This is a genomic window from Nocardioides sp. (assembly GCF_035547795.1).
In the GTDB taxonomy this organism is placed as follows: domain Bacteria; phylum Actinomycetota; class Actinomycetes; order Propionibacteriales; family Nocardioidaceae; genus Nocardioides.
This window is the reverse complement of record NZ_DASZUF010000173.1, coordinates 1-13,103: the sequence shown is the minus strand read 5'-3', so window position 1 is coordinate 13,103 and position 13,103 is coordinate 1. Positions and strand designations below refer to the sequence as shown.

At 71.4% G+C, this 13,103-nt stretch carries 15 protein-coding genes; 8 read left to right on the top strand and 7 right to left on the bottom strand.

Features of this window, described 5'->3' with window-relative positions:
* Positions 1-285: hypothetical protein (locus VHA72_RS12080; RefSeq protein ID WP_325575530.1), on the top strand; the 285-nt coding region annotated here is incomplete at its 5' end.
* Here VHA72_RS12080 and VHA72_RS12075 read toward each other — a convergent pair.
* Positions 237-1,220, bottom strand: coding sequence for a helix-turn-helix domain-containing protein (locus tag VHA72_RS12075; protein WP_325575528.1), 984 nt, complete (start codon positions 1,218-1,220; stop codon positions 237-239). The two genes, VHA72_RS12080 and VHA72_RS12075, sit on opposite strands and share 49 nt — an antisense overlap.
* A 57-nt stretch (positions 1,221-1,277) precedes the next feature.
* On the opposite strand from VHA72_RS12075, the gene VHA72_RS12070 reads away from it, so the two are divergent.
* Genes VHA72_RS12070 through VHA72_RS12060 form a run of 3 tightly spaced genes read left to right on the top strand, consistent with a single transcriptional unit; the run spans position 1,278 to position 4,762 of the window.
* Positions 1,278-2,504 carry an MFS transporter gene (locus VHA72_RS12070; protein ID WP_325575526.1) on the top strand — a complete coding sequence of 409 codons (1,227 nt, stop codon included), beginning with the start codon at positions 1,278-1,280 and terminating at the stop codon, positions 2,502-2,504.
* 18 nt (positions 2,505-2,522) lie between these two features.
* Positions 2,523-3,614, top strand: coding sequence for a DNA polymerase III subunit beta family protein (locus tag VHA72_RS12065; RefSeq protein WP_325575524.1), 1,092 nt, complete (start codon positions 2,523-2,525; stop codon positions 3,612-3,614).
* Positions 3,590-4,762 carry an MFS transporter gene (locus VHA72_RS12060; protein ID WP_325575532.1) on the top strand — a complete coding sequence of 391 codons (1,173 nt, stop codon included), beginning with the start codon at positions 3,590-3,592 and terminating at the stop codon, positions 4,760-4,762. The genes VHA72_RS12065 and VHA72_RS12060 overlap by 25 nt, the downstream gene beginning before the upstream one ends.
* On the opposite strand, the gene VHA72_RS12055 is transcribed toward VHA72_RS12060, so the two are convergent.
* From VHA72_RS12055 to VHA72_RS12045, 3 genes are all read right to left on the bottom strand, one after another.
* Entirely contained in the window at positions 4,718-5,956 is a 1,239-nt protein-coding gene (locus VHA72_RS12055; RefSeq protein WP_325575522.1) for an MFS transporter, read from the bottom strand. The genes VHA72_RS12060 and VHA72_RS12055 overlap by 45 nt on opposite strands.
* A 148-nt stretch (positions 5,957-6,104) precedes the next feature.
* Positions 6,105-6,515, bottom strand: a complete 411-nt coding sequence (locus VHA72_RS12050; protein ID WP_325575520.1) for a VOC family protein — start codon at positions 6,513-6,515, stop codon at positions 6,105-6,107.
* A gap of 37 nt (positions 6,516-6,552) precedes the next feature.
* The gene (locus VHA72_RS12045) at positions 6,553-7,014 is read right to left on the bottom strand and encodes an SRPBCC family protein (RefSeq protein WP_325575518.1); all 462 of its coding nucleotides are present in this window, start codon (positions 7,012-7,014) and stop codon (positions 6,553-6,555) included.
* Between the two features lie 70 nt (positions 7,015-7,084).
* Here VHA72_RS12045 and VHA72_RS12040 point away from each other — a divergent pair, with 70 nt between their 5' ends.
* Both VHA72_RS12040 and VHA72_RS12035 read left to right on the top strand, forming a co-directional pair.
* The gene (locus tag VHA72_RS12040) at positions 7,085-7,486 is read left to right on the top strand and encodes a nitroreductase family deazaflavin-dependent oxidoreductase (protein WP_325575516.1); all 402 of its coding nucleotides are present in this window, start codon (positions 7,085-7,087) and stop codon (positions 7,484-7,486) included.
* An 83-nt stretch (positions 7,487-7,569) separates the two neighbouring features.
* Positions 7,570-9,753: a CocE/NonD family hydrolase gene (locus VHA72_RS12035; RefSeq protein ID WP_325575515.1), complete on the top strand. Its 2,184-nt coding sequence runs from the start codon at positions 7,570-7,572 to the stop codon at positions 9,751-9,753.
* Positions 9,754-9,759: 6 nt separating this feature from the next.
* Here VHA72_RS12035 and VHA72_RS12030 read toward each other — a convergent pair whose 3' ends face one another.
* Genes VHA72_RS12030 through VHA72_RS12020 form a run of 3 tightly spaced genes read right to left on the bottom strand, consistent with a single transcriptional unit; the run spans position 9,760 to position 11,909 of the window.
* Complete coding sequence (locus tag VHA72_RS12030) at positions 9,760-10,149, bottom strand: MmcQ/YjbR family DNA-binding protein (RefSeq protein WP_325575513.1); 390 nt, start codon at positions 10,147-10,149, stop codon at positions 9,760-9,762.
* A gap of 5 nt (positions 10,150-10,154) precedes the next feature.
* Positions 10,155-11,033, bottom strand: a complete 879-nt coding sequence (locus tag VHA72_RS12025) for an LLM class F420-dependent oxidoreductase (RefSeq protein ID WP_325575511.1) — start codon at positions 11,031-11,033, stop codon at positions 10,155-10,157.
* Positions 11,034-11,042: 9 nt separating this feature from the next.
* Positions 11,043-11,909 carry an LLM class F420-dependent oxidoreductase gene (locus tag VHA72_RS12020; RefSeq protein ID WP_325575509.1) on the bottom strand — a complete coding sequence of 289 codons (867 nt, stop codon included), beginning with the start codon at positions 11,907-11,909 and terminating at the stop codon, positions 11,043-11,045.
* A gap of 80 nt (positions 11,910-11,989) precedes the next feature.
* Between VHA72_RS12020 and VHA72_RS12015 the strand changes: the two genes are divergently transcribed.
* Together VHA72_RS12015 and VHA72_RS12010 are read left to right on the top strand one after the other, a co-directional pair.
* On the top strand, positions 11,990-12,742 hold the full coding sequence (locus VHA72_RS12015; RefSeq protein ID WP_325575507.1) for a peptidylprolyl isomerase: 753 nt from the start codon (positions 11,990-11,992) through the stop codon (positions 12,740-12,742).
* Between the two features lie 65 nt (positions 12,743-12,807).
* Positions 12,808-13,089 (top strand): Fe-S cluster assembly protein HesB, encoded by a 282-nt coding sequence (locus VHA72_RS12010; protein WP_325575505.1) that lies wholly within the window; start codon positions 12,808-12,810, stop codon positions 13,087-13,089.
* The last annotated feature ends 14 nt before the right edge of the window (positions 13,090-13,103 follow it).

The following is a 13,103-nucleotide window of genomic DNA, read 5'->3' as shown; positions in this document are numbered from 1 at the left end:
CGTCAAGAGTTCTTGACGACCACGGCGCTCGATCTGGTGTCGATCGCCGATCGCCGGCTGACGCTGGCACGCCGCGAGCTGGGCTGGAAGGTGAAGCACGCTCGTCAGGCGGGGTTCTCGTGGGCTCAGATCGGCCAGGCGCTCGGCGGCATCACAGCCCAGGCCGCCTGCAAGCGGTTCGGCCGAATCGCCGATAAGCGACATTATGTCAATCTGTCGCCACGACGCACGTCGCCCTATCGCCCGACCGCGACGAGCTCGTCCCCCAGCGACGTGCGCCAGTAGAGAACCTCACGACCGGTTCGGCGTCGCAGGACGGTGCCGGACTCCAGCAGTACGCGAAGGTGGTTGCCGACGGCGCCCAGCGGCAGGTCGGTCAGCGCGGCGAGCTGGGTCGTGGATCGCGGCTGGTCGAGCAACATCAGCACCCGGGCGCGGTTCTGGCCGATGAGCCGGCTCAGCCCGTCGGGTGTGCCGCCCTCGATCTCGGCGAGAGCGCCGGCGACCGGATAGACCACCGCGAACCGGTCGGGCAGGTCCCAGGCGACCCAGTGTCCCCCGCTGTGCACCGGGACGAACGAGAGCTCCTTCGCGGCGGTCAGGTCGCGGGTCGGCAAGTCGTAGCCGTTGATCTGGAGCTGGCCTCCCCCGACCCAGCGTTGCCGCGAGCCGAGGGTGTCGAAGACACCCGCCCAGCCCTCGGCCGCCAGGCGGCCGGTCCGGGAGACGATGTCGGCCTCGAGGACGCGACGGCGGCGGGGCCAGTCCGAGGCGATCGTCGCGGTCCAGACCCAGCGCAGGACCTCGGCGACCACCGCACGGACGTCCGCACGCTCCAGCTCCGGCGGCAGCGCCCGACCGGTCAGGGACGCCAGCTCCGCCCTGATCCTCCCGGCATCCCACGAGCGCAGCTGCCCGAGCTCGTCCTCGAACGTGGCGTCCGGGCCCAGCGGCGGCAGGCAGATGAAGTCGGCCATCCAGCCTGGCACCGACCCACGTCGACGCCGCCACAGTCGCTGGACCAGGGATCGTCGCGCACCGTCCTCGGCGAGCATCTCGGCGTACGCCTCGTGGTGCTGGGCGTGGAACGCGCGCTGCCACGGCGTCCCGGGCGGCTGCGGGTCGCTCAGGATGGTCAGCGCGGCGACGGTCTCGGTCAACGGCGACACCACGAACCGGCTTCGGGCCAGCAGGTCGGCCGACAGCAACCAGGTCCCCATGTTTCGCCTCCTCGCGAATCATTATCACCGCCGAGGGGCTCCGGGCACCATCTCTCCGTGCTGACCTACCGCGAGCTCTTCGCCGTCCGCGAGTTCCGGGTTCTCTTCCTCAACCGGTGTGCGGTGATGGTCTCGGTCGCTGCCTCGGGCCTCGCGCTCGGCACGGTGATGTACGAGGCCACCGGATCGGCACTGCTGACCGGGCTGTCGATGTTCGGTGGTCCGCTGGTCTCGCTGGTCACCTCGCAGTTCCTGCTCGCGACCTCCGATCTCGTGCGCCCGAGGACCGCGCTGCTGCTGCAGATGCTCGCCGCGCTCGTCGCCGACGCACCCCAGATGATCCCCGGGCTGCCCTGGCAGGCCCGCTTCGCCCTGCTGGCGGTCCCCTACGTCGTCAACTCGATGTTCTCCGGGACCCAGTGGGCCATCGTCCGAGAGATCGTGCCGGCGGAGTCGTTCGTGCTTGCCCGTTCCGCGCTGAACCTCGCGGTGGGCGCGATGCAGATCGTCGGGTACGCCGTGGGTGGCGTGGCGCTGCTCTGGCTCACCCCGACCCAGCTCTTTCTGGTCGCCGCACTGGCCGACCTGGTGTGCCTGGTCAACATCGCCGCGGGGATCGGGGACCGTCCGGCCCGGAGCCGTGGGGACGGCGGACGCGCCGGCGTCGTACGTCGCACTCGGGCGGTGAACCGGCACCTGCTCGGGTCGCCGGTCACCCGCCCGCTCTACCTGGCGATGTGGGTGCCCAACGGGCTGGTGGTCGGCTGCGAGGCGCTGTTCGTGCCCTACGCCCACAGCGCTGCCGGCCAGGGCCTTGGGCACGGGTCGGCCGCCGGCTGGCTCTTCGCCTCGGCGGCCGCCGGAATGATGCTCGGCGACCTCACCGTCGGCCGGTACGCCACCGCTGGCCTCCGAGACCGACTCATCGAGCCGTTGCGGCTCCTCCTCGCGGTGCCCTACCTCGCGCTGCTGTTCTCCCCACCGCCGGCCCTGGTCGTGCCGCTCGCCTTCGTCGCCTCGGTCGGCTACGGCGCGTCGTTGCCGCTACAGGACCGACTGCTGCGTCACACCCAGGACGAGCACACCGGTCAGGCGATGGGTCTCTACAGCCAGGGCATGATGGTGTGGCAGGCCCTCGGCGCGGGGATCGCCGGCGCCCTCGCCAACGAGATGTCGCCGTCGCACGCGATGGGTCTCATGGCCGTCGGGTCGCTCGCGGTCACGCTGCTGCTGGTGCGCGGGCTGCGACACTCGAGGACGGTTCTTGACCTTCGAGCCACGTGAGACATCAGGCTGCGTCCCATGGAGCAACCACTGTTGACGATCGGTGCGTTCGCCCGAGCCGTCGGGCTGGCGCCGAGTGCCCTGCGGTACTACGACGAGTGCGGGCTGCTGCGTCCCGCCGAGGTCGACGAGGCCACCGGGTACCGCTACTACACGCCCGACCTGGCCCGGCGCGCCCAGGCGGTCGCCCAGATGCGCGACGCGGGCCTCTCGATCGAAGCGATGCGTACGGCGCTCGACGGCACCGCCGCCGACCGGCGCCGGGTGCTCCGCGAGGTGCTGGCCGAGCAGGAGGCGGCGGCCGCCCGTCGGACCGCCGTGCTGGAGGAGCTGCTCGCGGACGACTTCCCCGCTCCCACGGCGACGGCGCTGACCCTCGGCGGCCCTGAGCTCGCCGCGGCCATTCGGCAGGTCCGCGCCGCGGCCGACACCGACCCCACCTCGCCGCTGGCCGGCGTACTGCTCGACGTGGCTCGCGGGAGCGTCGACGTGGTGGCCACCAACCGCTACTGGATGGCCGTCCGCACCGTCGCCGTCTCCCCCGCCGACGACGCCCGCGCCGTCATCTCCCTGCCGACGGCGGCCCGGGTCTGCGACCTGCTCGACCGGCACGAGAACGCCACCGTGGACCTCGGGCAGGAGGACATCGCGGTGGCGGGTCGGCGCTTCCCGGTGCGGCGTGTCGCCTACCCGGCGCATCGGATGCTGCTCGCGGGACTGCCGTCGGCCAGCACCAGACTCGTCCTCCCCCGGGCCGACCTCGTGGACGCCATCGACCGGGTCGGGCATGCGGAGTTCGACCTCGAGGTGGCGGCCGACGGCATCCGGATCGGCGAACACGAGGTCGCCGGCGTGGTCGAGTCCCCCGGCATCTCGCTGCGACTCGGTACGGCGCTCGCGCGGCGGGCGGTGGCGTGCGCGCTCGGCCCCGAGGTCGTGGTACGGCTCGCGTCGCAGACCGGTCCGGTGCGAGTCACCTCGCCGTACCAGCCGGGGTTCCTCGCGCTGTTGATGCCGATCGCCCGCAGCCGGTCGCGACTCCGACCGCTCGGCACGGTTTCCGCGTCTGGGCAGCGAGCGCCGGACTGTCCGGGCTGGGTGACGCGGTGACGTTCTTCGCCCTGGGCTGGGTGGCGGCCGGTCACGGCGCCGCCGCGGCCAGTCTCGTCCTCACCGTGGGCTCGGTGCCGCTCTTCGCCCTGGTCCTGGTGGGCGGGCTGGTCGCGGACCGATGGGGCGTGCGGACCGTGATGTTCGGCTGCGATCTTGCGATGGCGGTGGTGATGGCCGCCTTCGCCGTCGGCGCCCTGTGGGCCGTGCCGGTGGGGGCGCTCGCCGCGGTCTCCTTCCTCAGCGGCACGGCGGCGGCACTGCGTCGCCCGGCTGCGGGCGTCTTCCCACGCCTCTTCGCCCGCGACGACGAGCTCACCCGGCTGATGGCGAGCGTGACGCTGCTCCTGCAGCTCGCTCAGGTCACCGGCCCCGTGGTGGCCGGCGTCCTGCTCGCCGCGGGTGGCCTGGCCGTGACCTCGGCCATCGACGCGGCGAGCTTCGCGTTGGTCGGCGCGGTCCTCCTCCGGATCCGTCCGCCGCTGGTGCTCGAGCACCAGGCCACGACCACGGGTTGGCTCAGCCAGCTGCGCGAGGGCGTGCGCGCCGCGGCCACCTCCCCCGGCGTACCGCCCACGATCGGGGCGGTGTGCGGGCTCGCCGTCACGATCCTTCCGCTGGTCGAGCTGTGCGTGCCGCTGGCCGGCCACGCCCGGGGCTGGAGCGCGACCGGCACCAGCCTGGTTACCGCCGGTTGGCCGGTCGGCGGCGTCGCCGTGATGGCGTTGGTCCGGCGCCGAGGCGCCCCCGGACCACGGACGGCACTCGCCGGCCCGCTCGCCGCCGGATCCGGGGCGCTCCTGCTCGCGGCCAGCGATCGGCTCGCTGTCGGGATCGCGGCACTGGTGCTCGTCGGAGCCGGTACGTCGATGACCACGGCCAGGCTCTTCCCGCGCTTCCTCGACGCGACCCCGGAGCCGCTGCTGGCACGCTTCAGCTCGCTGCTGCAGTTGGCCCAGATCGCCCCCGTGCTGGTGGCCACGCCACTGCTGTGGTCGGTCGCCCACGGCTGTGGCGTCCGGGCTCCGCTCGTGCTCATCGCAGGAGCGCTGCTCGCGACGACGCTGGCCGTTCAGCGGGCCGAGCGAGGCCTCTCCCCCGCCCTAGGGGATCCCGCTCGGCGCGGACTCGACGCCGTCGAGTCGTAGCTGTCGAAGCGGCGCGCGGGTGGTGCCGACCAGGAAGGTCAGGACACAGAGCGCGGCCGCACCGATCTCGACCTGTCGCGGGCTGAGCAGCTGTGCGGCGGGCCCGACGAGGAGCTGCCCGACAGGCATGGCGACGAAGCTGAAGAATCCGTCGATCGCATTGACCCGGGACAACATCTGCTCGGGGACCTTCTCCTGGACGGTCATGCTCCAGGACAGGTTGATGACCGCGCTCCCGCAACCGCTGATGAAGAACGCGACGACCAGCGGGATGGTGTGCACCCACCCGGCCAGGACCAGCATCGGGGCGGCAGTCGTGAGGAACCCGACCTCGCAGGCCAGCAACGGTCGCCGGAGGTTGATCCGGGCAAGGACGAACGCGAAGACGAACAGTCCGACGGCCTGGGCTGCCCGTCCGTAGCCCCAGCCGTCGCTGCCGATGGTGTCCTTGGCGATGGTCGGTCCCAGGACGTTGAGCGCGCCGCTGCTGAGGGCGTTGAACACCAGTGAACAGCAGGCCACCGGAAGCACCCAGCCCAGGCCTCGTGCGAAGCTCCATCCTTCCCGGAAGTCCGCGATCACGCCTGCCTCGGCCTGCGGTCGGACGTGCGGCGGAAGGCGCAGCAAGGTGAGGAAGAACGCGGCGACGAAATACGTCGCGGCATCGATGGCGAGGGCCCATCCGGGGCTACTGGCCGCGACCAGTACGCCGGCGATCGCGGGCCCGATGATCGACAGCGCGCTCTGTGCCTGACCCAACAGGAGATAGGCGCTCTTGCGGTCGGGCTCGGGCAGGAGGATGGGCACCATGCCGTGGAAGGCGGGGTAGCTCACCGCGACGGCGGTGCCGCCGAGGAACTGCAGCACGATCAGCTGCCAGATGTGAGCGCTGCCGGTCAGGACCAAGGTCGCCGCGGTCAGCTGGACCGCGCCTTCGACGAGGTTGCATCCGCGTAGCACCACCGCGCGCGGAAGCCGGTCGGCGACGGCTCCGCCGATGAGCATGAAGGCGACCATCGGGACGGTCCACGAGGCGACGACCCAGCCCAGCGCGGTCGCCGAGTCGTCGATGTGCAGTACGGCGAAGGCCAACGCGATCCCCGACATCGAGGAACCGGCGGTGTTGATCGTCTCGCCGAAGAAGAACCGTCGGAAGTTCGCGTGCCGCAGCGCGCTCGGGCGGTGGAAAGGCATCAGCGATTCGGGACCGGAGCCGAGATCAGCCCTTCGACCCACGGGTGGTCAGGCGAACGGGCTGCTCGCATCCGTGCAGGTAGCCGCTGCGTCGGAGTCCGGTCGTCCACGAGCCAGAGCCTTCCACAGGTCCTGGGCCGAGGTGCCGTCACTCCCGGTCGACGTCGAGCCGCGCCTCGGCACGTGTCGGCTCGAAGAGCTCGACCGGGTTGCCCGAGGGGTCCTCCACCAGCACCTGCTTGCCGCCGACGCCGGTGACGATCTCGTTGCGGAACGCGACACCGGTACGGCGCAGCGCCTGCGCCGTACTCTCGATGTCGTCGACCTCGATGGAGAACCGGTTCCAACCGCCCGGCTCGGGCAGCGACCCGTCCGGTATCGCCTGGCCACCACCAGGTCCGCCGCCGGGTGCGCTCAGGACCAGGCGCAGGTCTCCCCTGGCCAGCATCGCGAACGTCGCTGCCGGGTGCATCACCTCCTGGAACCCCAGATGCGTGCAGTAGAACTCGATCGCGGCGTCGACGTCGCGGACGATGTAGCGGACACTCACCGTTGCCATCTCGTCTCCTCGCTCGGCGCCGGACGACGCCGTCAGCTCACCGGCTCTCCGCGATCGTGGCCAGCCGGTCCATCGAGGCGCGCAGCCACTCGGACGTGGTCGCCCGCGCCCGGGAGGCCCGCTTGTCGCCCTCGGGCAGCCGTGACCAGTCGTAGGTGTGCGTCACCCGGGTGTGCGACGCGTCGATGGGCTCGAGCTCCCAGCGCCACAGGTGCCCCGGTGGCTCCGTGCCCGGCTCGGCCGGCCGCCACGCGATCCGCCGACCCTCGACGAACTCGACCACGTGGTTCTCCCGCAGGTTCCCCATCGTCGTCGTCATGGTGAACACGTCGCCGACGGCGCGGACGCGCTGCCCGGGTGACGCCTCGGACAGGTTGTCGTTCCCGTCCCAGCGAGGCTGCTGGGTCGGCTCCGCGATGAGCTCGAAGATGACGGCAGCCTCGGCCGCGATATCCCGGCTGGCACTGACGACGCGCGGGGCGCCCTCCTCGCTGCTCATGGGGACATGAAACCACGGTTGTCGGGCGACGCCGCTGGACATCGCGCGTCGAGCGGCGGACGGTGGACCCATGACCAACGACAGGAAGCGCCCGGGGCAGGCGACCCGCGCCTTCAACCGCTTCGCGCGCACGCTTGCCGGCAAGCGTGCCATGCCGGTGTGGGCCCTGGTCCACCACGTCGGCCGGACGTCGGGCAAGGCGTATGCGACCCCGGTCGCCGTCCTCCCGGCGCCCGACGCCTTCTATGTCGCGCTGCCATGGGGGCGCGGCACCGACTGGGTGCGCAACCTGCGCGCCGCGGGTGGCGGGAGGATGGTGTGGAAGGGCACGACGTACGACGTCAGCGAGCCGACGTTCGTGGAGAAGGCCGAGGTGCTCGCCATCGCCGATCCGTTCCGGCGCCAGGTCCTCACGCGGTGGGCGCTGTCCGACTTCCTGCGCGTCCGGCGGGTCCCGGCCGGACGTTTCTGACGCCGTTCGCTCCCGCTGTCTCGCCGGCGGAGCCGACCGGAACTCGCCAGTAACGTGTTCTAGCGGCCGTCGTTGATCAGCACATGCGTCGGCTCGTCACTGTGCTGCTCACCGTCCTGGCCTGCATCGCGGCGCTCAGCGCCCTCCCCGCCGCGCCCGCGAGCGCGGCGGGCACCGTGGCCGGCCCCACCTGGACGCCACGCCCCGAGGACTACCCGAACACCGTCACCCGGAAGGATCTCGCCATCCCGATGGACGACGGCACCATCCTGCGGGGCGACCTGACCCTGCCGGCCGACGCCAGCGGTACGGCGATCGCCGGGCGCTTCCCGGTCATCGTCACGATCACCGCCTACAACAAGTCCGCGACCGGCCTTCCCGGCGCCGGCGGACTGGCCGGCGGCGATCCGTCGTACCTGGTCAAGCGCGGCTACGCTCAGCTCACCGTCGACGCCCGCGGCACCGGCTCCAGCGAGGGCACGTGGTGCGCGTTCTGCACGCGCGAGACCACCGACTACGGCGAGGTGATGACGTGGGCGCACCAGCAGCCGTGGAGCAACGGCAGCACGGCCATGACAGGTCCCAGCTACATGGGCATCGACCAGATCTTCGCCGCGGCCGAGCAGCCGCCCGGCCTGAAGGCCATCTTCCCGCAGGTCCCGGCCGCCGACGTCTACCGCGACGTGGTCGCCAGCGGAGGCCAGATCGACGTGGGCTTCATCCCGTTGTGGATCGGGCTGGTCACCATGACCGGCATCGTCCCGCCGGCGGTGACGGCGACTGACCCGGTCTCCGGGCTGACCGCGCTGGTGCAGCACCTGTCCACGCTCGCCACCTGGAGCGGGCCGACGATGCTCAGCGCCCTCGGCGGTCAGCAGGACGCCTACGACGGCGACTTCTACGCCCAGCGCTCCCCGATCAACGTGGTCGACAAGGTCCAGGTGCCGACGTTCTTCGTCAGTGGCGAGTACGACCTGTTCCAGCGTGGCACTCCCCTGCTCTTCGAGAACCTCCAGCAGCGCGGCGTCCCCACCAAGATGATCATCGGCCCGTGGGACCACCTGCAGGGCTCCTCCGGCGAGGGCGTCGGCGACGCCGGCCACGGCAGCCTCTCCGAGCTGCAGCTGCGCTGGTTCGACCACTATGTCAAGGGCATGCCCGACCCGGGTCTGGACACCGACATCCCGCCGATCAGCTACTACGAGCAGGGCACCGGCGCCTGGCGCACCGCCCAGCGCTGGGTGGACCACGCCGACACCGAGGCGACGGTGCTCCCGCTGGCGGGCTCCGCGGCGCTCGGCAAGCCGGCCGAGCTGGGCGTGGCGCCGACCGGCGACGGCGTCTCCCCGGTGCTGCCGCTGCCGGTGCAGGGGCTGTGCTCGCGCTCCACGGACCAGTGGACCGCCGGGCTCGCCTCGGAGCTGCAGCTGTTCAACTCCTGCTTCACCGACAACAGCGTCAACGACACCTCGGCCACGCTGTTCCGCACTGCTCCACTGACCAAGGACCTGCCCATCTTCGGCCCGATCAACGCGCATCTGTACGTCGACTCCACCAGCGGCGACGGCATGCTCTCGGTCAGCGTCGACGACGTGGCGCCCGACGGCAGCGTCACCCGGCTCACCGGCGGCTGGCAGGTGATCTCGCTGCGCGCCCTCGACACCAATCGGAGCAGGTACCTGGACGGACAGATCATCCAGCCCTACCACCCATTCACCCAGGCCTCGCAGAGCGTGGCCACGCCGGGACAGGTCGTCCCGGTCGACGTGGAGGTCTTCCCCACCGGCGCCGACATCCAGCCCGGTCACCGGCTGGAGCTGTCGGTGCAGGCGTTCGACGTGCCGCACCTGGCGCCGCCGCTGGACCAGCTGCTCGGCACCCTCAGCCTGATCCAGGTGCATGCCTCCGCGGCGTACCCCTCCACCCTCATCCTGCCCACCCGCACCCGCGCCGCGAGCACGCCGCAGAGCGACCCCACCGGACCGGTCACCGGCGGTCCCGGTGTGGTCGCACTGGCGGCCCACGCTGCTCACCCAGTGCTGCACGCCAAGATCCATGGCCACCGGCTGGTCGTGCGGCTCGCGGCCGCCGGCCGGGTCAAGGTCAGGCTCGACGGTCACCGGGTCGCGGTCGAGCGGCTCCGCCACCATCGGGCGGTCTTCCACCTGCCGCGCGTCGCCCGGGGCAAGCACCGGGTCAAGGTCGTCTACCTAGGCTCTCCCACGCTCGGGAGGGAGAGGCTGGTCAAGCACTGGCGAGTGCGCTGAGTCGGCTCACAGCGAGTCGAGATACTCCCGCGCGAGCCGCTTCGGCGCCTGCATCACCCAGCCGTCCGTGATCAGCTCGCGCAGCTCGTCGAGGTCGACCCGGTCGAGCTCCACGAGTACGGCCGGGAAGCCGCGGAAGTGCGGGATGTCGAAGGCGGCCGGCACCGTGGCCAGCACCGCCTCCTTGTCCGCCGCCGGGACGCGTACGCCGGCCAGCTCGCCCTCGGGCACCCGCTCTCCCAGCGCCTCCAGGTCCGCCACGTCGCGCTGGCGCAACGGCCGTTCCCACACGAACGTCTTGCCGCGCACCTTCCACGCCACCGAGCCGTACGACGTCGACTCGACCGCCTCGGGCAGCGCGAGTGCCAGCGCGCGGACATCGTCGAGCGTCGCCATCGCGGTCAGATCTGCTTGAGCCGGGGCAGCACCCGCTCGACCATCTCGGTCGTCCACGCGACCGGGTCGTCGCCCTGCGGCGTGACGGTGACCAGGGTGGCGCCGAGACCGGCGTACCGCTCCATCTCCGCCAGCCACGCGTCGGTCTGGGCGATCGGGTCGGCCGCGGCGCCGATGCCGCCGATGGTCTTCTCGATGCTGTCGTAGTCGCGGCCGACATCGTCGCAGTGCCGGCGCAGCACCTCCAGCTTGTGCACGAGCGCGTCGTAGCCCTCCCGGACGAACAGATGGCAGGCGTCGCCGTACTGCGCGACCAGGCGCAGGGTCTTCCGCTCCCCTCCCCCGCCGATCAGGATCGGGATGCGCCCGCGCACCGGCCTGGGCAGGCAGATGGTCTCGGCGAGCCGGTAGTGCTTGCCCTCGAAGGCGCCGTCGTCGTCGGACCACATCTGCCGCGCGATCAGGATCGCCTCCTCGAGCATCTCGAAGCGCTCCTTCAGCGGCGGGAAGGGGACGCCGAGGCCGGCATGCTCGCGCTCGTACCACGCGGCTCCGACGCCGAACAGCGCGCGGCCGCCGGAGAGCACGTCGAGTGTGGTGGCGATCTTGGCCAGCAGCCCGGGGTGGCGGTAGGTGACGCCGGTGACGAGCATGGAGAGCCGGACGTTCTCGGTGATGCCGGCCAGGTAGCCGAGGGAGGTGTAGCCCTCCAGCATCGGCTCGAAGGGTCCGTTGAGCACCTCCATCTGGAACCAGTGGTCCATCACGGTGACCAGGTCGACGCCGCCCTGGTCGGCGACCTTGACGGTCTCGGCGAAGCGGGCGGCGAGCTGGTGCTGCCAGTCGGGGTGGGTGAACTGCGAGTAGTGGATGCCGAGGTCCATGGTGGGCTCCTAGATGTCGGCGAGTCGGGGCAGTACGTCGGAGACGAGCATGGTGGTGAAGGCCACCGGATCGGGTGTGGGCGGCATGAAGCCGACCAGGCCGATGCCGAGGGCGGCGTACGCCTCCATCTCGCGCAGGAAGCCGTCGAGGTCCTGGCTGGGATCGGTCCCGGTCAGGATGGTCTTCTCGATGGCGTCGTAGTCGCGGCCGAGGGCGTCGCAGTGCCCGTGCAGCACCTCCAGCTTGTGCCGGACCTGGTCGATGTCGCCGGCGAAGAGGTTGCACGCGTCGGCGTACTGCGCGACCAGGCGCAGGGTCTTCCGCTCCCCTCCCCCGCCGATCAGGACAGGGACGCTGCCCCGGATCGGCTTGGGCAGGCAGATCGTCTCGGCCAGGTGGTAGTGCTCGCCGTCGAAGGCGCCGTCGTCGTCGGACCACATCTGCCGCGCGATCAGGATCGCCTCCTCCAACCGCTCGAAGCGCTCGGCGGTGGGCGGGAAGGGGACGCCGAGGCCGGCGTGCTCGCGGTCGTACCAGGCCGCGCCGAGACCGAGCATGGCGCGGCCGCCGGAGAGTACGTCGAGCGTGGTGACGGTCTTGGCGAGCAGCCCGGGATGCCGGTAGGTCACCCCGGTGACGAGCAGCGAGAGCCGGACCCGCTCGGTGATCGCGGCCAGGTGGCCCAGCGTGGTGTAGCCCTCCAGCATCGGCTGGAACGGTCCGTCGAAGGAGACCATCTGGAACCAGTGGTCCATCACGGTGAACAGCGAGACGCCGCCCTGGTCGGCGACCCTGGCGGTCTCGGTCAGCCGCTCGGTGAGCCGGTGCTCCCAGTCGGGATGGGCGAACTGGGCGTAGTGGATGCCGAGGTCCATGGAACGGAGACTATCTCCGCCGGCAACCCCTCGGGTGGCCGCTTGGTGAAGCCTCAGCATCGGTCCCTACCATCGGCGCCATGACGAAGTCCGCGCTGAAGCCGGCGCTCACCGCCGTCGCCGCCGTACTCCTGCTCGCCGGGTGCGGCGGGCAGAGCCACTCCGCGAGCGGGGCCGAGGACACGCCCGCCGGAGCATCTCCGACCGCCGGCGGTGGAGCGGGGCACTGCTCCTATCCCGCCGACCCGGCCGGCTCGGCGGGCAAGAAGGTGACGGCTCCGCCGGCCACGCCCACCGTCAGTGGCACCGTGCGGGCGACCATGGCGACCAGTATCGGCACGATCGGGCTCAGCCTGGACGCCGACCAGGCGCCGTGCACGGTCAACTCGTTCGTGTCGCTGGCCACCCAGGGCTACTTCGACAAGACCAGCTGCCACCGGCTCACCACCGCGGGCATCAAGGTGCTGCAGTGTGGCGACCCGAGCGGCACCGGCTCCGGCGGCCCCGGCTACTCCTTCGCCGACGAGCTGACCAGCGCCAAGGCGCTGAAGACCGACGCGAGCCTGACCCAGCAGGCCGGACAGACCATCAAGACCTATCCCGCGGGCACGATCGCGATGGCGAACGCCGGCCCCGACACCAACGGGTCGCAGTTCTTCCTCGTGTACGCCGACAGCCCGCTGCCGCCGGCGTACACCGTCTTCGGCTCGATCGACGACGCCGGCGTCGCCGCGATCGTCAAGGCGGCCAAGGCCGGCACGGACAACAGCTTCGGCCAGGGGGACGGCCACCCCAAGACGCCGGTGGACATCACCTCGGTCACGATCGGCTGACCCGTGTGAAGGTGCCGCAACGGGGTATCGGGCTTCGGACAGTGACTCGACCCGAGGAGAACCCGATGCTCACCCTCACCGAGAACGCCAGCACCATCGTCCGCAACATCACCCAACAGCCGGAGGCCCCCGAGTCGGCCGGCCTGCGGATCACCTCCGACGACGCCACCGAGACCTTCGCGGTGACCGCCTCGCCCACGCCGCAGCCCGGCGACCAGGTCGTGGAGCAGGACGGCGCCACCGTCTACCTCGACCAGCGCGCCGCCGAGCTGCTCGACGACAAGATCCTCGACGCCGCCGTCGACCCGGAAGGGCGGGTGGAGTTCGCCCTCGGCCCGCAGTCCTAGCACGGACCGCTAGA

Coding starts and splice junctions, on each gene's coding strand:
- VHA72_RS12010 (WP_325575505.1), top strand. CDS start 12,808: ATGCTCACCCTCACCGAGAACGCCAGCACCATCGTCCGCAACATCACC.
- VHA72_RS12040 (WP_325575516.1), top strand. CDS start 7,085: ATGACCAACGACAGGAAGCGCCCGGGGCAGGCGACCCGCGCCTTCAAC.
- VHA72_RS12025 (WP_325575511.1), bottom strand. CDS start 11,033: ATGGACCTCGGCATCCACTACTCGCAGTTCACCCACCCCGACTGGCAG.
- VHA72_RS12065 (WP_325575524.1), top strand. CDS start 2,523: ATGGAGCAACCACTGTTGACGATCGGTGCGTTCGCCCGAGCCGTCGGG.
- VHA72_RS12020 (WP_325575509.1), bottom strand. CDS start 11,909: ATGGACCTCGGCATCCACTACGCCCAGTTCGCCCATCCCGACTGGGAG.
- VHA72_RS12075 (WP_325575528.1), bottom strand. CDS start 1,220: ATGGGGACCTGGTTGCTGTCGGCCGACCTGCTGGCCCGAAGCCGGTTC.
- VHA72_RS12055 (WP_325575522.1), bottom strand. CDS start 5,956: ATGCCTTTCCACCGCCCGAGCGCGCTGCGGCACGCGAACTTCCGACGG.
- VHA72_RS12035 (WP_325575515.1), top strand. CDS start 7,570: ATGCGTCGGCTCGTCACTGTGCTGCTCACCGTCCTGGCCTGCATCGCG.
- VHA72_RS12015 (WP_325575507.1), top strand. CDS start 11,990: ATGACGAAGTCCGCGCTGAAGCCGGCGCTCACCGCCGTCGCCGCCGTA.
- VHA72_RS12030 (WP_325575513.1), bottom strand. CDS start 10,149: ATGGCGACGCTCGACGATGTCCGCGCGCTGGCACTCGCGCTGCCCGAG.
- VHA72_RS12045 (WP_325575518.1), bottom strand. CDS start 7,014: ATGAGCAGCGAGGAGGGCGCCCCGCGCGTCGTCAGTGCCAGCCGGGAT.
- VHA72_RS12050 (WP_325575520.1), bottom strand. CDS start 6,515: ATGGCAACGGTGAGTGTCCGCTACATCGTCCGCGACGTCGACGCCGCG.